At 29.1% G+C, this 23,213-nt stretch carries 18 protein-coding genes and 1 CRISPR repeat array (1 of these 19 running past the window's edge); of the genes, 17 read left to right on the top strand and 1 reads right to left on the bottom strand.

Annotated elements, in window-relative coordinates; all coding sequences use genetic code 11:
* Positions 1–10 precede the first annotated feature (10 nt).
* The 6 genes from U8307_RS04555 to U8307_RS04530 all read left to right on the top strand — a co-directional run bounded on the left by U8307_RS04555 (position 11) and on the right by U8307_RS04530 (position 8,306).
* A complete protein-coding gene (locus U8307_RS04555; RefSeq protein WP_326910579.1) occupies positions 11–1,012 on the top strand; it encodes an ABC transporter ATP-binding protein in 1,002 nt (333 codons plus the stop codon).
* Entirely contained in the window at positions 1,012–1,989 is a 978-nt protein-coding gene (locus U8307_RS04550) for an ABC transporter ATP-binding protein (protein ID WP_326910577.1), read from the top strand. Before U8307_RS04555 ends, U8307_RS04550 begins: the two co-directional genes overlap by 1 nt.
* 117 nt (positions 1,990–2,106) lie before the next feature.
* Entirely contained in the window at positions 2,107–3,186 is a 1,080-nt protein-coding gene (locus U8307_RS04545; protein WP_326910575.1) for a M42 family metallopeptidase, read from the top strand.
* Between the two features lie 13 nt (positions 3,187–3,199).
* Positions 3,200–4,000 (top strand): M55 family metallopeptidase, encoded by an 801-nt coding sequence (locus U8307_RS04540; RefSeq protein WP_326910573.1) that lies wholly within the window; start codon positions 3,200–3,202, stop codon positions 3,998–4,000.
* A 117-nt stretch (positions 4,001–4,117) separates the two neighbouring features.
* Positions 4,118–5,524 (top strand): NAD(P)/FAD-dependent oxidoreductase, encoded by a 1,407-nt coding sequence (locus U8307_RS04535; protein WP_326910571.1) that lies wholly within the window; start codon positions 4,118–4,120, stop codon positions 5,522–5,524.
* 91 nt (positions 5,525–5,615) lie between these two features.
* Complete coding sequence (locus U8307_RS04530) at positions 5,616–8,306, top strand: calcium-translocating P-type ATPase, SERCA-type (RefSeq protein ID WP_326910570.1); 2,691 nt, start codon at positions 5,616–5,618, stop codon at positions 8,304–8,306.
* 115 nt (positions 8,307–8,421) lie between these two features.
* Here the strand turns inward: U8307_RS04530 and pdxR are convergent, their stop codons facing one another.
* Positions 8,422–9,792 (bottom strand): MocR-like pyridoxine biosynthesis transcription factor PdxR, encoded by a 1,371-nt coding sequence (gene pdxR / locus U8307_RS04525; protein ID WP_326910569.1) that lies wholly within the window; start codon positions 9,790–9,792, stop codon positions 8,422–8,424.
* A gap of 209 nt (positions 9,793–10,001) precedes the next feature.
* Between pdxR and U8307_RS04520 the strand changes: the two genes are divergently transcribed.
* The 11 genes from U8307_RS04520 (at position 10,002) to cas2 (ending at position 21,098) form a co-directional block, all read left to right on the top strand.
* Positions 10,002–10,688 (top strand): RluA family pseudouridine synthase, encoded by a 687-nt coding sequence (locus U8307_RS04520; RefSeq protein ID WP_326910568.1) that lies wholly within the window; start codon positions 10,002–10,004, stop codon positions 10,686–10,688.
* A gap of 145 nt (positions 10,689–10,833) precedes the next feature.
* Positions 10,834–11,637, top strand: a complete 804-nt coding sequence (pgeF, locus tag U8307_RS04515; RefSeq protein ID WP_326910567.1) for a peptidoglycan editing factor PgeF — start codon at positions 10,834–10,836, stop codon at positions 11,635–11,637.
* A 19-nt stretch (positions 11,638–11,656) separates the two neighbouring features.
* Positions 11,657–12,316, top strand: coding sequence for an HD domain-containing protein (locus U8307_RS04510; protein WP_326910566.1), 660 nt, complete (start codon positions 11,657–11,659; stop codon positions 12,314–12,316).
* A 229-nt stretch (positions 12,317–12,545) separates the two neighbouring features.
* On the top strand, positions 12,546–13,235 hold the full coding sequence (locus tag U8307_RS04505) for a CRISPR-associated endoribonuclease Cas6 (protein WP_326910564.1): 690 nt from the start codon (positions 12,546–12,548) through the stop codon (positions 13,233–13,235).
* Positions 13,236–13,251: 16 nt separating this feature from the next.
* A complete protein-coding gene (locus U8307_RS04500; protein ID WP_326910562.1) occupies positions 13,252–14,946 on the top strand; it encodes a type I-B CRISPR-associated protein Cas8b/Csh1 in 1,695 nt (564 codons plus the stop codon).
* 7 nt (positions 14,947–14,953) lie between these two features.
* Positions 14,954–15,919, top strand: a complete 966-nt coding sequence (locus U8307_RS04495; RefSeq protein WP_326911540.1) for a type I CRISPR-associated protein Cas7 — start codon at positions 14,954–14,956, stop codon at positions 15,917–15,919.
* Between the two features lie 2 nt (positions 15,920–15,921).
* The gene (gene cas5b / locus U8307_RS04490; RefSeq protein ID WP_326910560.1) at positions 15,922–16,683 is read left to right on the top strand and encodes a type I-B CRISPR-associated protein Cas5b; all 762 of its coding nucleotides are present in this window, start codon (positions 15,922–15,924) and stop codon (positions 16,681–16,683) included.
* Positions 16,684–16,702: 19 nt separating this feature from the next.
* The gene (gene cas3 / locus U8307_RS04485) at positions 16,703–19,285 is read left to right on the top strand and encodes a CRISPR-associated helicase Cas3' (RefSeq protein WP_326910558.1); all 2,583 of its coding nucleotides are present in this window, start codon (positions 16,703–16,705) and stop codon (positions 19,283–19,285) included.
* 21 nt (positions 19,286–19,306) lie between these two features.
* Entirely contained in the window at positions 19,307–19,798 is a 492-nt protein-coding gene (gene cas4, locus U8307_RS04480; protein ID WP_326910555.1) for a CRISPR-associated protein Cas4, read from the top strand.
* Between the two features lie 11 nt (positions 19,799–19,809).
* A complete protein-coding gene (gene cas1b / locus U8307_RS04475; RefSeq protein WP_442985532.1) occupies positions 19,810–20,811 on the top strand; it encodes a type I-B CRISPR-associated endonuclease Cas1b in 1,002 nt (333 codons plus the stop codon).
* On the top strand, positions 20,811–21,098 hold the full coding sequence (gene cas2, locus U8307_RS04470) for a CRISPR-associated endonuclease Cas2 (protein WP_326910553.1): 288 nt from the start codon (positions 20,811–20,813) through the stop codon (positions 21,096–21,098). The genes cas1b and cas2 overlap by 1 nt, the downstream gene beginning before the upstream one ends.
* 177 nt (positions 21,099–21,275) lie before the next feature.
* Positions 21,276–23,213: direct repeats of the CRISPR family, unit length 30 nt; unit sequence GCTGAACCTTAACATTAGATGTATTGAAAT (it continues 1,501 nt past the right edge of the window).

Below are 23,213 nucleotides of genomic sequence, written 5' to 3'. Positions count from 1 at the left end.
ATGATATATTATGAATGATAAAGAATCTAATATATTATTGGATATAAAAAATCTACATACCTATTTTTTTACTGACAATGGAGTTGTCAAGTCTGTAGATAAAGTTGATATTACTTTAAAAAAGGGTTCTACTCTTGGCATTGTAGGTGAATCTGGTAGTGGTAAAAGTGTAACAGCCTTGTCTGTTATGAATTTATTAATGGGCACAAAGGGAAAAGTAGTAGATGGCAGCATACATTTAGATGGAAAAGATATTTTAAATATATCTGAAGAAGAAAAAAGAAAACTTCGTGGAAGTGAAATTGCTATGATATTTCAAGAACCAATGACATCATTAAATCCTGTTCTAAAAATAGGCGATCAAATATCAGAAGCAATAATTCAACATTTCAAAGTAAGCAAAAAAGAAGCAATTGATAGAACTATAGATATGCTTGAAAAAATAAGTATTCCAAGGGCAAAAAAAATTATAAATGAATATCCATTTCAACTTTCAGGGGGTATGAGGCAAAGAATTATGATTGCTATGGCTTTAGTGTGCAATCCAAAGGTTCTTATTGCTGACGAACCTACAACTGCGTTAGATGTTACAATACAAGCTCAGATACTTGAGCTTATGAATGACCTTAAAAAAATTGTAGGGACTTCTGTATTGTTCATAACACATGATCTTGGTGTTATTGCTGAAATCTGTGATGAGGTAGTGGTGATGTATTGTGGTCGTGTAGTTGAAAGTGGAGATGTACTTTCAATATTTAAAAATCCTAAGCACCCTTATACAAAAGGGTTACTTAAGTCGATACCTAAATTGGGACAACATGTTAAGGTTTTAGATTCAATACCTGGAAATGTACCTAATCCAAAATATATGCCTAAAGGATGTAAATTTGAACCTAGGTGTGCAAATGCGATGCCCATATGCAGTGAAGAAGAACCTCCTTTCTTCAATTATACAAATGGCCAAAAAAGTCGTTGCTGGCTATGTAAAAAGGAATATGGAGGTGATAAGTAATGTCACAAGCGTTATTACACACTGAAAATTTAAAGAAATATTATCCTGTTAATAAAGGTTTATTAGGTAATAAAAAAGAAAATGTTAAATCTGTAGATGGAATATCCTTTGATGTTTATAAAGGTGAAGTTTTTGGAATAGTAGGTGAATCAGGATGTGGAAAATCTACATTAGGTAAGTTAATATGCAACTTAGTAAATAAAACTGAAGGACAAATCGAAATAAATGGTAGAGAAGTATCTAATCTCTCAAATAAAGAAATGAGAGATGTAAGAAAAGATGTACAAATGGTTTTTCAAGATCCCTATGCTTCGTTGAATCCAAGGATGTCAGTTCGAGAAATTATTGCAGAACCTTTAATAATTCATAACTTGGCTCATGGGAAAAAAGAAATAGACGAAAAGGTCATAAGTCTTCTTCAACTAGTTGGACTTGATTCATATCACGCTCCAAGATACCCTCATGAATTTAGTGGTGGTCAAAGGCAAAGAATTGGTATTGCAAGAGCGTTGGCAGTTGAACCTAAACTTATCATAGCAGATGAACCCGTTTCAGCTCTCGATGTATCAATACAATCTCAAGTGCTAAATTTATTAAATGATTTAAAGAAGCGTTTAAACTTAACCTATGTATTTATAGCACATGATTTAAGTGTAGTAGAACATATAAGTGATAGAATAGGCGTAATGTATTTAGGAAATTTTGTTGAAGTAGCAGATAAAAATGAGTTATATGAAAATCCACTGCATCCGTATACTCAGGCTTTGCTATCAGCAATTCCGATACCAGATCCTACCGTTAAAAGAGATAGAATAATACTTGAAGGTAGCATACCAAGTGCTTTAAATCCTCCTTCAGGCTGCAAATTTCATACAAGATGCAATAAGTGTATGGATATTTGTAAGACTGAAATTCCAGTAAAAACTACTATATCTGAAAACCACTATGTATACTGTCACATATATAATAAAAAATAATCAATTCAAATAGCTCATTACAATAGTCATTTTGTATTGAGCTATTTGAATATGAAATATATTGTATTTATTTTTTTGTGCATGCGCACTCAACAATAATGAAAAGGAGAAAATAAAATGGTAGATATTAATTTAATAAGAGATTTAACTAACGCTTTTGGTCCTTCGGGATTTGAAGATGATGTAGTGAAGGTAATAAAAGAATATGGTTCAGAATTTGATATTGAATCAGATAGCATGAATAATGTTTTTGCAAAATTAAGAAATAATACAGGAAAAAAACCTATTGTTATGCTTGATGCTCATAGTGATGAAGTAGGATTTATAGTACAACATATAACAAGTAAAGGTCTTTTGAGTATTTTAAATGTAGGAGGATGGATTAACTCTAACATTCCTGCTCATACTGTAAAAATTAAAAATACTAAGGGTGAAATCATCACTGGTGTTATTACTTCTAAACCTCCTCACTTTATGACTGATGCAGAAAGGGCAAGCGATAAACTTGATTTAGAATCTATTTATATAGATGTAGGAGCTACAAGTAGAAATGAAGTAGTAGAGGACTTTGGTATTCAAGTTGGAGATCCAGTAATGCCTGATGTTACATTGCAATATAATGATAAAAATGGTACACTTTTAGGGAAGGCTTTTGACAATAGACTTGGTTGTGTATGTATAATTGAAACAATGAAAGCACTCCTTGATAACAATTCATTAGCAGTTGATGTAGTAGGAGGATTTGCTTCTCAGGAAGAAGTTGGCATGAGAGGTGCTCAGATTACAAGTCAAGTAGTGGCACCTGATTTAGCTATAGTTTTTGAAGGGTCCCCTGCAGACGACTTATACTACGATGAATTTCAGGCTCAATGTGCTTTGAAAAAAGGTGTTCAAATTAGGCATATGGACCAAAGTTACATAAGTAATACAGAATATATATCGTATGCTAAAGATTTAGCAGATAAAAATGGGATAAAATATCAAAGTGCAGTTAGAAGAAGAGGAAGTACAAATGCTGGAAAAATACATTTAGCTCATAAGGCTGTACCAGTTCTTGTATTAGGCATACCTTCAAGGTATGTTCATACTCACTATAACTTTTGTGCATTAGAGGATATTAATTCGACAGTTGATTTAGCAGTTGAAGTAATTAAGAATCTTAATGATAATTCATTAAATAAAATATTCAAAAGATAAAGGAAGGTATATTATGAAAATCTTTATAAGTGCAGATATCGAAGGAGTTGCAGGTTCTACCTTAAATGTGGAATGTCATAAGGAAAGACCTGAATATGCTAAATTTGCTGAACAAATGACTCTTGAAGTTTTAGCTGCAATTGATGGAGCGGTAGCTGCAGGAGCAGATGAAATAGTTGTAAAAGATGGACATGGTTCAGCTACGAATATTGATATAATGAAAATGCCCAAATGTGTAACATTAATTAGAGGTAAAAGCGGACATCCGTATAATATGATGTATGGATTAGATGATACTTTTGATGGAGTTATGTTTATTGGTTATCACTCAGGAGCTGGTATGCCAACTAGTCCACTATCTCATACAAACACAGGGAATCCAAGTAGCATTGAGATAAATGGAGATCATGCCAGTGAATTTATGATAAACAGTTATATTGCATCTATGAACAAAGTGCCTATATTGTTTATTTCAGGAGATCAAGGTATTTGTAATGCAGCTAAAAAACTTGTTCCAAACATAACAACAGTTGAAACTAAAATTGGTGTAGGTGGTTCGACGATAAATGTATCTCCAAAAAAAGTTATTGACTTAATTAAAGGTAATGTAGAAAAAGCCCTAAAAAAAGATTTATCTCAAAATTTACTTCAACTACCAACTGAGTTTGAAGATGTAATTAAGTTTAAAGATCATAAAAATGCATATAAAATGTCGTTTTATCCAAAAATGGAAGTAGTAGATAGCCATACTATCAAAATGATTACAAATAATTTTATGGATATAGTAACTGCTCACGCCTTTGTTCTTTATTAATCGCCATCTTGCAGAAACGGTGTGAGAGTATATTTTATAAAATCAATATTGTATTATATATAAAAAAATAATATAATTAGGTACGATATTACTTTACTTAATGAAGGAGATAAAAGAGTGAAATACGATTTGATTATTGTTGGAGCAGGTCCCTCAGGGATTTTTACTGCATTAGAATTAATAAGAAAAGATTCAGATAGAAAAATACTATTAATAGAGCAAGGTCACACTATAAAAAATAGGAGATGTCCAAAGGACAAAACAAAAAAATGCGTTAATTGTAAGCCTTATTGTAATATAACAACTGGATTTTCCGGAGCAGGAGCATTTTCTGATGGTAAGCTTTCTCTTAGTCCTGAAGTAGGAGGTGATTTACCAGAGTTAATAAGCTATGATTACACACAGGAATTAATAGAATATACTGACAAAATATATCTTGAATTTGGTGCAGATACTAAGGTTGAAGGGCTTGAAAGCAAGGAAGAAATTAAAGAAATTAGAAGAAAGGCAATTTCTGCAGGCCTAAAGCTAGTTGATTGTCCTATAAGACACTTGGGAACAGAAAAGGCACAGGAAATATACGGTAAAATAGAGGATTATTTAGTTGAACGTGGTATAGAAATAAGATTTGGAACACAAACTACTGATATAATAGTAGAAGATGGTGAGATTAAAGGTGTTGTAATAACAGATTCATTGAAACATGAAAAAGAAGAAAAAATACTTTCTGACAATGTTGTTATATCAGCTGGAAGAAAGGGTGCAGATTGGGTTAAATCGCTTTGTGTTAATCATAATATTGCACATAGAGCTGGAACTGTTGATATAGGAGTTAGAGTTGAAGTAAGAAATGAAATAATGGAAAGGGTTAACAACATCCTATATGAATCTAAGTTAATTGGATATCCTCATCCATTTAAAGATAAGGTAAGAACTTTTTGTCAGAACCCAGGGGGCTTTGTAAGTCAAGAAAATTATGATAATGATTTGGCAGTTGTTAATGGTCATTCATATAAAGATAAAAAATCGAATAATACTAATTTAGCTATTTTATGTTCTCATAACTTTAGCCACCCATTTAATGAACCAATAAAATATGGTGTTAAGGTATCAGAACTTTTAAATATGTTGGGAAATGGAAATATTTTAGTTCAAAGATATGGAGATATACTTGATGGAAAGAGAACTTGGCAAAAAGAATTATCTCGTTCAAATGTAACACCGACACTTCCAGATGCAGTAGCTGGAGATATAACATCAGCTATGCCTTATAGAACGATGACTAATATTTTAAATTTTATTAGCGCATTAGATACAGTAGTTCCAGGTTTTGCAGGAGCAGAGACTCTATTGTATGGACCTGAAGTTAAATTTTATAGCAACAAAGTTGATTTGAGTTTAAATTTTGAAACAAGCATCAAAAATCTTTATTGTTTAGGTGATGCTAGTGGTTGGACTAGAGGTCTTATGATGGCATCTTTGATGGGTGTACGAATGGGCCAAATATTATCAGGAAATAAATAATAATTATCAAATGAGTCAGATTTGGAAGGACATAAGGAAATAATTAAAAATATTAGAATTATATCAAAATTATGTTCGCGGGAGGCTTATTTTGGAATGGTATAACAAAGGTAAAAAAGAAACAGTTTCTGAATTACTTACTAATGAAAACTATGGATTAAAAACACAGGAGGCTGAGCAAAGATTACAGAAATACGGCCGAAATGAATTAGAGGAACAATCTAAGAAAAGTTTTTTAACAAAGCTCATTGCTCAATTTGCTGATTTTTTGATTATCATACTTGTAGCTGCAGCTGGTATATCTGCAGTTGTAGGAGAAACTGAAGATGCAATAGTTATTTTAGCGATTGTATTTATCAATGCAATTTTAGGTATTTATCAAGAAGGTAAGGCAGAAAAATCTGTAGAAGCATTACAAAAAATGAGTGCACCAAATGCAAAAGTGATAAGGGATGGCAATCAAACAGAAATTCCTGCCGCAGAAATTGTGCCTGGAGATATTGTAGTTTTGGAAGCAGGAGATATAATACCAGCTGATTTGAGACTTATAGAAAGTTCTAATTTAAAAATAGAAGAAGCTTCCCTTACTGGAGAATCAGTACCCGTAGAAAAAGATGCAAAAGCAATTATTGGTGGTTCTGCAGGTATTGGTGATAGACATAATATGGGTTTTAGCAGTACTATTGTTACTTATGGAAGAGGAAAAGGTGTAGTTGTTGAAACTGGTCATCATACTGAAATTGGTAATATAGCTACAAAAATTCAAACTTATGGAGAAGAACAAACACCATTACAAATAAAGTTAAATCAATTAGGAAAAGTTCTAGGAACTTTAACTATTTTAATATGTATTGTAGTTTTTGGTGTTGGATTACTTCAAGGAAGAGAAGTGCTTGAAATGTTGCTTACTTCAATAAGTTTGGCAGTTGCAGCAATACCTGAAGGCTTACCTGCAATTGTAACCATAGTTTTAGCAATTGGCATGAACAGAATGGCTGATAGGAATGCAATAGTAAAAAAATTGCTGGCAGTAGAGACTTTAGGAGCTACATCAGTAATATGCTCAGATAAAACTGGTACCTTAACACAAAACGAGATGACAGTTGTTAAGGCGTATGTCGATGATAAAATATTAGAAATAGAGGGTGGCGGATATGAGCCTGTTGGTGCAGTTAAATTAGATGGAAAAGAAATTGACATAAACACATTGTATAACCTCAATAATTTAGCATCTATAGGAGCCCTTTCAAATGATGCATATTTAGATAATTCTTCTGGCGTATTTAAGATTGTTGGAGATCCGACAGAAGGAGCTATCGTTACTTTTGCCGGAAAATTAGGGAAAACAACAAATGATTTAAACAAATCATTTCCAAGAGTAGAAGAACTACCTTTCGACTCAGCAAGAAAGATGATGAGTACATTCCATGAAAATTATATAAAAGGGAAAGTAGTTTCTTTTACAAAAGGAGCACCTGATATTGTAATTAGTAAATGTACAAAAATTGCACTTAATGGAGAAATAGTTGATTTCACAAAAGAATTAAAGAACAGAGTTTTATCTGTAAATATAAAGTTTGCCAAATCTGCGTTGAGGGTTTTATCTGCAGCATATAAAGTATGGGATGAATTACCTCAGCAAATATCGCCAGAAACTGTTGAAACTGATATGATTTTTGTTGGTCTTGTAGGAATGATAGACCCTGCCAGACCAGAAGCAAAGGATGCAATCAAAGAATGCAAGGATGCAGGAATTGAAGCTGTAATGATTACCGGAGATTACAAAGAAACAGCTTTTGCAATTGCTAAAGATCTAGGCATGGCTGAATCTGAAGACCAGGCTATGATGGGAGAAGAATTAGATAACTTATCAGAAGATGAATTAAAAGAAGTAGTGAAGAAAACAAAAGTATATGCTCGTGTTTCTCCAGAACATAAGGTAAAAATTGTAACAGCCTTAAAGGAAAATGGACATATTACTTCTATGACAGGAGATGGAGTAAATGATGCATTGGCTTTAAAAAAGGCAGATATTGGAGTTTCAATGGGAATAACAGGCACTGATGTTGCGAAAAACACAGCGGAAGTAATATTAACTGATGATAATTTTGCAACTATTGTTAATGCCGTTGAAGAAGGCAGAATAATTTTCAGCAACATAAAGAAATTCGTATTTTTCCTATTAAGTTGTAATATAGGCGAAATATTCCTTGTGTTTATAAGCATCCTTATTGGTTGGGAAGTACCGCTAATGCCAATTCAACTATTGTGGTTGAATTTAGTAACAGACAGTTTTCCAGCAATGGCTCTTGGAGTAGAAAATGCTGAGCCAGGTATAATGAATCATCCACCTAGGGATACAAAAGAACCAATACTTGATAAAGGTATGTATGGAGGAATATTGTTTCAAGCAATGGCTATTGCAGCAGCATCTCTTTTTGCATACTATTGGGCACAGGTTAGATATGGTATTGGAAGTGGTTTGATACATGCGAGGTCAATTGTCTTTGCCACTTTAATTACAGCAGAATTATTAAGAGCTTTTTCCTCAAGATCACAAGTTTTTTCATTGTTTAAAATCGGATTATTTTCAAACAAGAGGATGGTTCAGGCAGTTTTTGTTTCCTTTGCATTAACAGTATTAGTACTTTATCTACCTATTTTAAACGATATATTTAATGTAGTACCATTAACATTCCAAGATTGGGAAATTGTGTTGATGTTTGCATTTATCCCTCTAATTTCAGGTGAAGTATATAAAATGATATTCAAAAATAAATAGAAACGTTGGGCGTTGGGGCGACATTATATGCGCCCTATATCATCTCAAACGTATGGGGGCTTTAGATGTATCTTAAATCACCCAAATGTAGGGGACGCATTGCATGCGTCCCGCATCACTCAAAAAGCACTTTCCCTAACATATCAGTAAAACTCGAAATATCTTCCATACAAATACCACTATAATTTAAAGAAAACAAAGTCTTACTTTCAACCTTACCTATTATATTTAATAATATGTGATTATCAGTAGCAGCCTTATTCAAATCACCTTCATTTTTCTTAATTAATGATTCAAATACAATATGAAGTCCAGAATCAGAATTTATTATGTTTATTTTATCACTATATTTTTCTTTAATACTATTTGTTAGTAATAAATTTTTCTTTTTATATATTCTTTTTATTTTTCTTATATGTTTGAGCATATATCCTTCCTTCATAAAATTAGCCAATACAATTTGATCAATTTTAGAAGTAGATTGAGTATATTTACTCTTTATGTTATGGTATTTTGGTAATAAATTTTTTGGTATAATCATGAAACTTATACGTAAAGCAGGCAAAAGTACTTTAGAAAAAGAACCTAGATAAATTACACAATTATGTTTATCTAAACCTTGCAAGCAAGGTATAGGCATACCACCATATCTTATAATTGCATCATAATCATCCTCAATAATTAAACCACTATTTTTATATGCCCAATCAAGGAGTTCCATTCGTTTGTTTACAGGCATGATTGTTCCTAAAGGATATTGATGAGAAGGGCTTAAATAAACAAGCTTAGCTTCACTTGTTTTAAGAGTATCAATAGGATAAGAATTATCAGTTATATTTATATGTTTAACATCAAACATGTAATCTTCAAAAATAAATTCTGCTTTTTTATAACCTGGGTTTTCTACTGCGACAGAATTATGATTATCCTTTATTATTCCTATTAAAACACCTAGAAGATACTGAACACCTGCACCGACTATAACTTGATCCGGACTTGTATTTCCGCCACGCATTGTATTAACGAAGTTTGCTATTTCATCTCTCAATATACTTTCACCTTGAAAAGAGCCATTGGTGTATATTTCTGTTGCTTTATCAGATATAACCTTGTTATATATTCTTTTCCATGACGATATATCAAAGCTGCCATTGTCAACACCATCATTTAAATATTTAAAATCAACTGTTTTACATACTGTCTTTTTATGATTGTCAGTAAAATTTTCATAACTATATTCACTTAAGTCGCAAACAAAATAGCCCTTTTTAGGCAAGTTTTCAATATAGCCTTCTGCTACAAGCTGGCTATAAGCATTTTCAATAGTTGTTTTACTTAGATTAAGAGAAGATGAAGCTTCTCTTATTGATGGAAGTTTTGAGTCAGGTTTCAATAAACCTAAAGTTATTTCTGATTTAATGTATTCATAAAGCTGAATATATAATGCCTTATTGCTTGTTTTATCTAATATAGGTGAAATAATCATTTAATCCTCCGTTGAATCTGACATTGTTAAACATATAGATTTTTTAAAATTTTAAGGTTACATATATTTTATCATAGCTTAAAGAAAAATGGAACAAAATAGTAATATATTTTTAAAGTAAAAACTTTGTAAACATCATATTTTTAATATACAATATTTTTTTGTTGTGCTATAATTTGAGTAAAATAGTAATTTGAAATGGAGATAATATGGAATTAAATATTATATATGAAGATAAACATATATTATGCCTAGTAAAACCTCAAGGAGTACCTTCCCAAAGCGATAAAACAAATGACGAAGACTTAATGTCAGTAACTATAAATTATTTAAAAACAAAAAATGAAAATCCATATTTAGGTCTAATTCAGAGGCTTGATAGACCTGTTGGTGGAGTCATAGTATATTCAAAAAATCCATTTGCAAATAAAGAACTTTCAAGGCAAGTTCAACAAAGAGAAACACATAAAGAATACTTTGCAGTTGTGTGTAGTAACCCAGAAGAGAAAACTGGTTTGTTACAGGATTATTTGAAAAAATTAAAAACTATTAATATGTCTAAAGTAACAACAAAAGATGATAAAGTAGGTAAACTAGCCACGCTCGAATATAGAGTTATAGATACGGTTGTTACAGAAGAATATGGACCTCTTACTTTAATGAAAATAAAATTATTAACAGGCAGACATCATCAAATAAGAGTTCAGCTATCAAATGCAAACATGCCTATTTGGGGGGACAATAAATATAATAAAGTGTTTGTAAAGAAAAAAGAATTCACAAATATTGCACTTTGGTCATACAAATTCGGATTTAAGCATCCAAAAACAAAACTATATGTAGAATATACATCTAAGCCAAACCTCTACCCCTTTACCCTATTTAATTATTCATAATGAAACGTAGGGGACGCATTCCATGCGTCCCGCAAGACCCCAAAACGTAGGGGACGCATTGTATGCGTACCACAAAGACCCCAAAACGTAGGGGACGCATTGTATGCGTCCCGCACTTAATATCCAATAACAGAAAGGAATCAATATGTTCAAATTAAATAAAATAGACGATTTCAATTACGTAACATTTCCATCACTAGAAAAGTATGATGACTTATTTCATTGCTTTACAACAAGACTAGGAGGAGTTAGCCAAGGCTGCTTTTCCTCATTGAACCTTGGTCTAAACGTAGGAGACGATAGAGAAAATGTAACAAAAAACTATGAGATACTCACAAAAAATCTAAATTTAAATAAAAATAGTTTTATTAAAACCTTTCAGACTCATACAAATAATATTAAATATGTAACTAAAAGTGATACTATTAATGTCCTTGACGAAGCGAAATATAAAGATATAGATGGACTTATAACCGATAATAAAGGCATCGTATTAATGTCTTTTCATGCGGATTGTACCCCAATATATCTTTATGATCCAATTAAAAAGGTAATAGGTATGGTTCATGCAGGATGGAGAGGTACAGTAGATAATATAACAGGTTTAATAGTTGAAAAATTTATCAAAGATTTTAATTCAAATCCCGAGGACATACAATCAGTAATTGGACCATCATTAGGTCAATGTTGTTTTGAAGTTGATGAAGATGTAGCGGAAATTTTTCTTTCAAAAGATATAAAGTACAAAGAATTTATGATTAAAAAAGGTATAAAGTATTATTTTGATTTGTGGGAAATAAATAAGCATATAATGATAAAAAAAGGTTTAAGAGAAGAAAATATAGAGATTTCTGAACTATGTACTAAGTGTCATAATGATTTATTTTTCTCTCATAGAGGTCAACAGGGTAAACGAGGATTAATGGCAGGTCTAATTATGATGAAATAAAAAGAAAGGACATATATACATGATAACATTTGAAGATATAAAGAATAATAAAGAAATACAAACATATATAAAAAAAGCTGATGAATCACTAGTAGAATTAGGTTTTACAGAGCATTCTTTTGCACATGTAGAGAAGGTAGCAAATCAAGCAAGAGATTTGTTAAAAAAACTTGATTATGACCAAAGAACATCAGAACTTGCTAGTATTGCAGGGTATATGCACGATATAGGAAATGTTGTAAACAGAGTGGATCACGCTCAAAGTGGTGCAATTATGGCATTTCGTATTTTAGACAAAATGGGTATGGATGTATCAGAAATAGCAACTGTCATATCAGCTATTGGCAATCACGATGAAGCTACAGCAGTTCCAGTAAATGCAGTAGCTGCAGCTTTGATTCTAGCAGACAAAAGTGATGTAAGACGTTCTAGAGTAAGAAATCAAGATATTTCAAATTTTGACATACATGACAGAGTAAATTACTCAGTTGAATCATCAAGTCTTATATTAGATAAGAAAAGTATGTATATCGTAATAGACTTAAAGATTGATACTACTACATTTACGATAATGGACTATTTTGAAATATTTCTAGGAAGAATGCTTTTATGCAGAAGAGCAGCAGAATTTTTAAAGTTAAGGTTTAAGTTAGTTATTAATGGGGTAGAGTTGTTGTAATTGTAAACCTAAATATATAAAACTAAAAAGTAGCAAGAAAATATTAAACTTGCTACTTTTTAGTTTTATATATTGACATATTTTTACATATATGGTATTATCATAATATAATATAAATTAATGTTAACATTTTGATGTATTTAAATTGATAAAATATTAATTATTGTGAAATATTGAACTTCAACATTTTATGTATTGGCTAAAATCTTATTGTAAAGGAGGTGATATCATGAAAGTATACGAATTAAAGTTAAAAGCTTATTTAATGGAAGACATTTCAGCAGTTAAATCGTCTGAAACCATTGCGGCATTAATTGATAAAAGTTTTATTCATTCAGAAGAAATGAAAAAATTCCATAAAGAAAGAAAATTTAAATTTTACACATTTAATTCATTTTATCCTCTTGAGAAAGATAAAATATATAAGGCTGGTAAAATATATACTGTCTTAATAAGAACAGTAGATGACAGATTAGTTAAGTATTTTGAAACATATCTTGCAAACGAATACACCGATAAAATTAAAGCCTTAACCGTTCAAACAAAAGTTTTACCTTACAGACATATTCATAAAATATATAGTGTTACCCCTTGTGTTGTGAAATTTGATGGCTATTGGAAGGGGAAATATACTATTTCTGAATATGAAAACCGTTTAAGGACAAATTTAATTAAAAAATATCAAGAATTCTTTGGTGAAAAATTAGATGAAAATTTTGAATTATTTAATCATATTCAATTTGAAAATGATAAACCAATTGCAATTCCAATAAAAAATATCAAATTGTTAGGGGATAAATTATCATTACAAGTTGCAGATAATAAAACTGCACAGATGCTTAGTTATTTTGCATTAGGCACAGGATTATCTGAACTGAATTCAAGAGGCTACGGATATACGAATTATAAATTTATATAATAGAGGAGGTGATAAATTGATTGCAGATATATTGCAAGCGTTTTTAAACATGTATCGTGAATCAGGAGATGAACTAATAACAGATAACCATAAATTAGATGATGGGACATATGTGCTTATTAGTAATGATGGAGCTATAAAGTACGAAAATATTTTGGAAGTTAATAAAAAAAATTATGATGAAGTCAGTAGTGAGAAATTTGTTGTTATGGATTATCTTAGTAAACTATTGGAAATGAATAAGCCTATTGATAATAGCAAAACAATCCATAGTAATAACTATTATTCATTTTGGATTAAGAAAGATAAAATAGAAGAAAAATTGAACAATGACATAATAGATGGTTATTATAATAATCTATTGAATCCAAAAAAAACAGAACTATATTCTATTATTGAAAAAGAAATAGGTTTACCAGATGGAGCTAAAATAAAAAAGTATAAAGCATGGATAAAGGATAATATATTTAATATAATAAAAAAATATGGTTTTAAAGATGATAAGAACTATATTAAAATATTTTTTGAAGCAAGTATTGAAGAATATGATAGAGAAAACAAAAGATACATGCTTCCTAATATTTACAACTCCAAAGATTATAATATAAAAATTAATGATATTATATATGGTATGCCAAATAATAATATAGGTTTAAATCCTAAAAAGCCATATTTAGATAATAAAAACAGAAAAATAACGACGCCTTATTTAATTTCTCAAGATGAGGTATTACTTCAAAAAAAACTTTTTGATTATCTTTATAATTTAGCTAATAAAGGTTATACAAATATTTATGTAGACAAGAAAATAAAACCTGTAGGAAACACAGAATTATTAGATGAAAATTTTTGTGGGTATTTTTTAAGATTAAAAAAGGGAAAAGAAGTAGAAATACATGATTTTGACAACATTTCTTTTTACACACCATTATTAAAAAACTTCAAACTTAAGCAAGTTATTTCAGTCGACTCTATTAATAACACAAATAAAGGAACTTTATCATATGGTAAAGTTTATAAATTTAAAGAATTACAAGAATATATAAATACTTTATTTTTCAGTAAATTTTTAGTTGGTAATTTTTTTACAGATGCTAAGGATATAAAATTGAATGATAGTATTATTAAAGAAGAGCTTATTAAAAGTAGGACTGCTTATTTCAATTGGTTTTATAAGGGATATGAAAATTCTGTAAAACCATTATTTAAAGAAAGTTCACTAAGAATAATAAAAAATTCTGTTAATAAGGGTTATGATTTCAAGGCATTAGAACAATTAAATTTGAGAGAATCTATTTTAGAATATTTTGGAGGTGACAGTAAGATGGCTGAAAGGTTAGATGTAGCATATGAAGGGTTGCGTCAAAAAGCAGGAAAAAAAGAGATAAGTTCAATTATAAGTGATGATGAATATTATTTTGCAGTAGGACAAGTTGTTTATTATTTATTGTCTCAAAGTCAATCAACAAAAAGACAACAATCATTGATTAATCCAATTATTAATAGCAACAATTATGAAATTCTTTTACAAAGAATAAAGGGGTTATATAAAAAATACAATTACAAAATAGAATTTTCGTCATTGAAATTTAGTAATCTTTATGGAATGATTTTAAGGTATATACCAAAAGATAAAAGAGTAAATGATGATGTATTGTTAGCAGGTTTTTTATGTAAAAATATAATTTATGAAAAAGAAGGAGGAAAGTAGTAAAATGATGGATAAAAGAGTATATGGAGTACTTGGGATAAAATCAATTATGTCAAATTGGAATGCTGATTTTACAGGATATCCAAAATCTATTTCTACAGGAGAAGTGTTTGGTAGTGATAAGGCGTTTAAATATCCCATTAAAAAAATGTGGGATAATCAAGGTGAAAATGTATTATATATTAAATCGTATAAAATTGATGAATCTGAAAAGCAGGGGACTGTAATTAGGCCTAAATCATTAAGTGAAAGATATGAGCAGATATTTAATGAAAAGGTATTAAAAGATAAAAAAGATAAAAAGGATAATAAAAAAGTTTTGGAAAACTTATTTAAAGCAATTGATGTAAAGAACTTTGGAGCAACCTTTGCTGAAGAAGGTAACAATATATCAATAACAGGTGCTGTACAAATAACTCAGGGTTTTAATAAATATGATGGACATAATGTAGAAGAGCAGCAGATTTTATCACCATTTAGAAATTCTAAAAATAAAAAGGATAAAGTGACAAAAGAAGAACAAGAAGATAATTCATCAACTTTAGGAAGTAAAATAGTTAGCAATGAAGCTCACTATTTTTATGGATTTTCAATCAATCCATTGGTTTATAAAGAGTATGAAGATCTTGGGGCTACTGATGGATATAGTGAAGAAGATTATAATAAGTTTAAATATGCATCACTTGTTGCAGCTACGTCTTTTAATACAAATTCAAAAGTTGGATGTGAAAATGAATTGGGTATATTTATCGAAACTGAAAAGGATTTATATTTACCAGACATGACACAGTTCGTTGAATTTATAAAAGGAAAAAACATATCGACTGTTAAACTTAATTTTAAAAATTTAATAAACGATTTAAAAGATAAGATAAAATCAATAGAAATATATTATAATCCTTATACCACAGAGATAGAAGGTAAAATAGAAGGGGCAAAATATTTTAATATATTTACTAAAAAAGGTATTTAATTATGGAAATATTAAAATTTAATTTAAGCGGTGAAACAGCATTCTTTAAAAAACCTGACGTAAACACTTATTATTACTTTACGTATGGAAATATCCATAGGATAGCTTTATTAGGAATAATTGGTGCAATGTTAGGTCTTAATGGCTATGCTTTTCAAGACGAAACTGATGATTATCCTGAGTTTTATGAAAAACTAAAAGATATAAAGATATCTATTTTACCAAACAATGAAAAGGGATTAATATCAAAAAAGATTCAAATTTTTAACAATGCTGTTGGATATGCTAACAAAGATGGTGGCATTCTTAACGTAAGAGAACAATGGCTTGAAAAACCAAATTGGACGATATATATACAAATACATGAAGGTTCATTATTTAACGATATAAAAGAAAGACTTTTAAATATGAGGTTTGAATATATACCATACTTAGGTAAAAATGATCATTATGCGAATATAAAGAATGTTGAGATTATTGAAAAAGACAACATACAAATAGTACAGAAAACTAAAATTAAAAAAATAGACAGCTTATTTTTAAAGTCTGATTTCAACATAGCAAAATTTGATTTAAATATGTTATTTGATAAGGACTTTGATGAAAGTGCAAAGTGGAAGTATGAAGAATATCTGCCAGTAGAACTTGATAAAACGAGTAATCAATATATTAAAAAGCCTTTCATTCACACCAATATGAAAGTAGAGCCAAATTCAGACAAAAAAATTTATAATGTTAAAGAAAAATATTTGCAATTCATTTAAGGTTTAAGGAGGTGAGAGAATGTACTTTGATAATGTTGTGCTGTTTGATTATAAAAGTAACATTGCTAATAGGGATAAATTATATGCACATGTGGATAAAGATAATAAAGAGTTGTTAGAAAATCATATGAATCTATGCATGTATTATTTAGATAAGATTATAAAAGAGAAAAATTTAGACTTAATATTTGGAAATATTGAACAAAACTTATTTAAAGGCTCTATTTTACCTGCAAGATATTTTTATAGAGAACTTCTTTATAATGCTGTGTATTGCCATGATCTTGGAAAGAGTAATCCAGATTTTCAAACGCTAAGGTTGTCTAATAATGATTTCAAAACATCAGAAAAACGGAATTCAAAACATTCTCTTACTTCATCAGTTATTTATTTTAATTATTATGCTATAAAACTATGGAATTTAAAGAATGAAATTAATGATGACCATTTTTTACTTTTGTTTTCATTCTTAGTTATAAACAGTTATGCAATCAGCAAACATCATGGATATTTAGATGAAATTATTAAGTATATAAAAGATTTAAAAGACGTATTAAAAGATGATGAAAAGCCTGAATATATTAATTATTTAAATGATAACTTTATAACAATTCAAAGAATGACAAATTGCATTAATCTTTTAGATATAGTTAATGATTTGGGAAAAAAAGAAAAGTGGATTTCTGTAATCATGTACTTATATACGAGAGTCGTTTTTTCAATGATAGTGACTTGTGATTTCTATGCTACATCTCAATTTCAAAATAATAAAGAAGTTGATGATTTTGGTACTATTGATGATATAAAAAAATATATAAAGATATTTAAAGAAACAAAAGTAAATAAAAAAATCGAAAAAGCTAGGGCATTAGGTATAGACAATGTCTATAATAAATATGATATCAATAAGCTTAGAACAGAAATGTTTTTGGAAAGTGAAGAAAATTTGTTGGATAATCTGGATAATGATATATACTTTTTAGAAGCGCCAACTGGCAGCGGTAAAACCAATATGGCAATTAATTTATCATTAAAATTAATTAATAAAAATATAAATTTAAATAAAATATTTTATGTTTTTCCTTTTAACACTCTAGTAGAACAAACAAAACGTTCTCTGATTGACACATTTGATGATTCTAAAGAAATAAAAGAGAGTATTGCGGTTATAAATTCTATAACGGCTATTAAAACATATGAAGATGAAGCTACTGGCAAATTTGTTGAATCAGGATATAATCGAAATATAGATTATGAAAGGTCCCTTTTATCAAGGCAGTTCTTGCATTACCCTATTAATATAACAACTCATGTTAAATTTTTCAACATACTGTTTGGTACTGATAAGGAATCAGTTTTTCCTTTGCTACACATGGCAAACAGTGTAGTAGTATTAGATGAAATACAAAGTTATAAAAATAGCATTTGGAAAGAATTTATAATTTTATTAAAAGCATATTCTAAACTATTAAATATTAAAATAATTATAATGTCTGCAACCTTACCTGATCTATCTATCTTAAGTAACGATAAGGATAAATTTTGTAAATTAATTAGCAATAGAGATAGATATTACTATAATCCACTATTTAAAAATAGGGTTGAATTAGATTATTCTTTATTATCATTGGATGGCATAGATGAAATAGAGGATAAATTGATAGAAACAATAATTGACGAGTATAATAGGTCGAAAATTAATTCAACTTTAGAAGGTAAAATAGTGGTTGAGTTTATAAGTAAAAGAAGAGCTCTTGATTTTTACAATAAATTTAAAATAGTTGCGGAAGAATACTCACTTAATGCAGAAATATTGCTTATGACTGGTTACGATAGTAGATTTAATAGAAATAAAATTGTTGAAAAAGTAAAAGTTCATAAAAATATTATTTTAATTGCTACACAAGTAATTGAAGCAGGCGTTGATATAGATATGGACACTGGATTTAAGAACATATCGATTTTAGATAGTGAGGAACAATTTTTAGGAAGAATTAACAGGTCATGCAAAAAAGAAGGTTGCAAGGCATATTTTTTCAATTTAGACGATTCATCTAATATATATAAGGGTGATGTTAGGAATTTAAAAGAAATTACTTTGATTAATGATGAAATTAGAGATATCTTAAAAAATAAGAAATTTGACATTTATTATGATATTGTTATTAAAAAGATAGAAGAAAATAAAGATAAGAAAACAGAAAAAAGTATAGAAAGCTTTAGAAATGAGATGCTTAGTCAATTTAAATTTAATGAAATCGAAAAAATAATGAAATTAATTGATGAAAAGAGCAAGTTTACTTTATTTTTAAACACTGAAATAGTACTTGAAGATGGAAATATTCTAATAGGGATAAATATATGGAATGAGTATTGTAGTATCTTATTAAATAAAGAGCTATCTTACGCAGAAAGAAGAGTAAAACTATCAGAAATTTCGGAAAAAATGGATTACTTTACTTATGAAGTAAATGATATATCTTTTTCATATAATGATAGAATAGGTGATTTAATTTATATAGAGGATGGAGAAAGATATTTGGAGGATGGGAAATTTAATGTAAATTTGCTTAAACAAACAAAAAACTTTGAGATGATTTAATAAATATAATGTGGGGTTTATATGAATTTGAATGGAACGTTAATAAATTATTATTTTCATTGCAAGAGGCAATGTTATTTACATGCTAATAGATTAAATTTTGAAAATGATAGTGAAGATGTATATATCGGTAAAATATTACATGAAATTAAAGACCAAAGTGAAGAAAGCGAAGTTTCAATCGACAATATTAAAATAGATAAATTAACATCGGAATATATTATTGAATTTAAAAAATCTGATGCTGATGTAGAAGCTAGTAAATGGCAGCTTCTCTATTATCTAAAGGTATTGAAGGATAAAAAAATATATAGAAAAGGTAAATTAGTATTTGATGAAAAAAATAAACAAAATAAGAAAACAATCATACTAGAATTAAATGAAGAACATGAAGAATTATTACAAGACTTAATAAAAAATATTAATATTTTAATAAATGAAGAAAAACCCCCTGATGTAGGAAAATCTAAAAAATGCAAGAAATGTGCTTATTATGAGTATTGCTTTATATAAGGAGGGATATTGTGCCAAGAAATACAAAGTATTTAATTACTATGGGAGAATTAAAACGTAAGGATAATTCTCTTTCTTTTGTAAATGAAAAAGGTAATAATTATATTCCAATAGAAAATGTTAGAGAAATATATTGTATGAATGAAATATCTATCAACACTAAATTACTAGATTTTCTTGGAAGGGCTGGTGTTATAGTGCACTTTTTCAATTATTATAACCTTTATTCGGGTACCTTTTATCCAAAAGATTATTTAATTAGTGGTAAATTACTTATTAAGCAAGTTGATAAATTTAATAATAATAGGTTAGTAGTTGCAAAAGCTTTTGTTAAGTCTATAGCAATGAATATTCATGAGGTTTTATATCATTATTATCGTCATGGTAAAAGTGAACTAAAAGATTATTTAGATTGGATAAAAAATGATGCTATAATACTAATAGAAAAATCGAGAAGAGTTGAGGAGCTATTATTTGTTGAAGGTGAAATATGGAAGAAATTTTATTCTTATTTCAAACTATTTCTACATGAAGATTTTTGGATGAATAGCAGAGTAAGAAGACCTCCTGATAATCCAATTAATGCATTAATATCTTTTGGTAATTCTATGATATATACGAAGACAATAACTGAGATATTTAATACGCATTTAAACCCTTCTATTAGCTATTTACATAGCCCATCAGAAGGAAGGTTCTCATTAGCCTTAGATATAAGTGAAAGTTTTAAGCCAGTAATTGTTTTTAAAACTATATTTGAATTAACAAACAGAAAGATGTTGAAAGCTAATGAGCACTTTGATAAAAAGTTAAATTATTGTGTCCTAAATGAAAAAGGGAGAAATATTTTTGTACAAGCTTTTGAAGAAAGATTAAATGATACATTTATGCATCCAAAATTAAAGAGGAAAATTTCATACAAAACAGCAATAAGGTTAGATTGTTATAAATTAATAAAATATATTGTTGAGGATAAAAATTTTGAACCTTTTAATTTAAAGGAGTTGTTGTAATGTCTAGTAAAAGTTATAACTTTAATTATGCATTCGTAATGTATGATGTGAATGAAAAGAGAGTACATAAGATTTTTAAAATTTGTAAAAAGTATTTTGCTCATCACCAAAATTCGATTTTTAGAGGAGAAATAACTCCATCAAATTTAATAAAACTAAAAAACGAAATTAAAGGAATAATAAATCCTAATGAAGATTATTTTACAATAATTAAATTTATTGGAAAAGGAAACTTTGCTGAAGAGGAACTTGGAAAAATAAAAAATAGTGAAAGTATTTTTCTTTAACTATTTTCCAACGATTATTCTTAAGAAAACAACAAATTAGTTGAAAAATAAGCAATTAACATATTATTTTGTTAAAAGCAAATATAAATATTTTATCATTGGAAAAACTATAAACAAATATTGAAATATAAATGAATTAGATATATAATAGTAATTAAATTTCGCTAATTTCATGTAGCTGAACCTTAACATTAGATGTATTGAAATAGATGAAAGATATTTTAAAAGAGTAGAAAAAGGAATGCTGAACCTTAACATTAGATGTATTGAAATGGAGCCGAATTATCTACACTTCCAGTTGAAAAACAGGCTGAACCTTAACATTAGATGTATTGAAATCAAATTTTTTTTAATGCCCTACCAGAACAACGGAAGCTGAACCTTAACATTAGATGTATTGAAATTGATTATATTACCTGTCAATGTTAAAGGTCCAGTAAGCTGAACCTTAACATTAGATGTATTGAAATTTGAATGTCAACATTGAAAAATTCTCAATTAGTTAGCTGAACCTTAACATTAGATGTATTGAAATTTCTGTAAAGGATCGTAGATACCACGTGCGAGTTGTGCTGAACCTTAACATTAGATGTATTGAAATTAACAAAGAATTAGACCTTCGTATAAAACAATTAGGCTGAACCTTAACATTAGATGTATTGAAATTGTTCTGCGTACGTCGGTGTATGCAATAAAATTGGCTGAACCTTAACATTAGATGTATTGAAATTCATATAATTTGCAATGTTCTATGTTTCTGCTATTGCTGAACCTTAACATTAGATGTATTGAAATTTCTGTAAAGGATCGTAGATACCACGTGCGAGTTGGCTGAACCTTAACATTAGATGTATTGAAATTAGATTATATCTTGCTCTATGACCTTTTCTAATGGCTGAACCTTAACATTAGATGTATTGAAATTCAATAGTATATAAGCCTGCTAAAATTAATACTGCGCTGAACCTTAACATTAGATGTATTGAAATACATTCACTTCTCCGTCACTTGCTTTTTTTAATAATGCTGAACCTTAACATTAGATGTATTGAAATCTATTCCAAGGCTTTCCCACATCAATCCAGTTTGCTGAACCTTAACATTAGATGTATTGAAATTTTATTTATCCTCGCTTTCTATTATAAAACCTTATTGCTGAACCTTAACATTAGATGTATTGAAATGTTAGCTGTATGTAGTTGTTAGCTGTAATCTTTTTAGCTGAACCTTAACATTAGATGTATTGAAATAGCCTTCCATCCTTAATTAATTTATCAATTAGTTTCGCTGAACCTTAACATTAGATGTATTGAAATAGCCTTCCATCCTTAATTAATTTATCAATTAGTTTCGCTGAACCTTAACATTAGATGTATTGAAATTTGTTGAACTTTGGGAGCTTATTCCGATACAATACAAGCTGAACCTTAACATTAGATGTATTGAAATGCAAGCTGTGGCTGTCTAATTTCTTCACCGCCTTCAGCTGAACCTTAACATTAGATGTATTGAAATATTTCAAATCGTAGTTGTTCTAGTTCACTTATCAGCGCTGAACCTTAACATTAGATGTATTGAAATCGATATTCCAATATTTATTTCCTCTGTTATATTTTGGCTGAACCTTAACATTAGATGTATTGAAATTTACACAACTCAGACAGGGGAAAAGAGATATACCACGCTGAACCTTAACATTAGATGTATTGAAATGCGGTATGCTATAATGGAGAAAAGTAAGCGACAAGGGCTGAACCTTAACATTAGATGTATTGAAATTGGCAAGATTAGGCTACAATAGTGAAAACGGCAGATAGCTGAACCTTAACATTAGATGTATTGAAATTTCAGAATCCTCCATTTCATTCTCCAAATATTCTAGCTGAACCTTAACATTAGATGTATTGAAATTTGTCTGAATAGTAATAATCTCTGTCTATAATACGCTGAACCTTAACATTAGATGTATTGAAATGTGGAAAGAAACTGACACATACGGCGGTAAGCTGGTGCTGAACCTTAACATTAGATGTATTGAAATTTTGCACCCTCTTCTGATTCAACCAAATCAATACTGCTGAACCTTAACATTAGATGTATTGAAATCTGCCTTCA

The organism is Sedimentibacter sp. MB31-C6, from assembly GCF_035934735.1.
Taxonomy (GTDB): domain Bacteria; phylum Bacillota; class Clostridia; order Tissierellales; family Sedimentibacteraceae; genus Sedimentibacter.
This window is presented reverse-complemented; position numbering and strand designations above follow the sequence as displayed.

Coding starts and splice junctions, on each gene's coding strand:
- pgeF (WP_326910567.1), top strand. CDS start 10,834: ATGTTCAAATTAAATAAAATAGACGATTTCAATTACGTAACATTTCCA.
- U8307_RS04550 (WP_326910577.1), top strand. CDS start 1,012: ATGTCACAAGCGTTATTACACACTGAAAATTTAAAGAAATATTATCCT.
- cas5b (WP_326910560.1), top strand. CDS start 15,922: ATGGAAATATTAAAATTTAATTTAAGCGGTGAAACAGCATTCTTTAAA.
- U8307_RS04495 (WP_326911540.1), top strand. CDS start 14,954: ATGGATAAAAGAGTATATGGAGTACTTGGGATAAAATCAATTATGTCA.
- U8307_RS04545 (WP_326910575.1), top strand. CDS start 2,107: ATGGTAGATATTAATTTAATAAGAGATTTAACTAACGCTTTTGGTCCT.
- U8307_RS04510 (WP_326910566.1), top strand. CDS start 11,657: ATGATAACATTTGAAGATATAAAGAATAATAAAGAAATACAAACATAT.
- U8307_RS04520 (WP_326910568.1), top strand. CDS start 10,002: ATGGAATTAAATATTATATATGAAGATAAACATATATTATGCCTAGTA.
- U8307_RS04540 (WP_326910573.1), top strand. CDS start 3,200: ATGAAAATCTTTATAAGTGCAGATATCGAAGGAGTTGCAGGTTCTACC.
- cas2 (WP_326910553.1), top strand. CDS start 20,811: ATGTCTAGTAAAAGTTATAACTTTAATTATGCATTCGTAATGTATGAT.
- pdxR (WP_326910569.1), bottom strand. CDS start 9,792: ATGATTATTTCACCTATATTAGATAAAACAAGCAATAAGGCATTATAT.
- cas4 (WP_326910555.1), top strand. CDS start 19,307: ATGAATTTGAATGGAACGTTAATAAATTATTATTTTCATTGCAAGAGG.
- U8307_RS04555 (WP_326910579.1), top strand. CDS start 11: ATGAATGATAAAGAATCTAATATATTATTGGATATAAAAAATCTACAT.
- cas3 (WP_326910558.1), top strand. CDS start 16,703: ATGTACTTTGATAATGTTGTGCTGTTTGATTATAAAAGTAACATTGCT.
- U8307_RS04505 (WP_326910564.1), top strand. CDS start 12,546: ATGAAAGTATACGAATTAAAGTTAAAAGCTTATTTAATGGAAGACATT.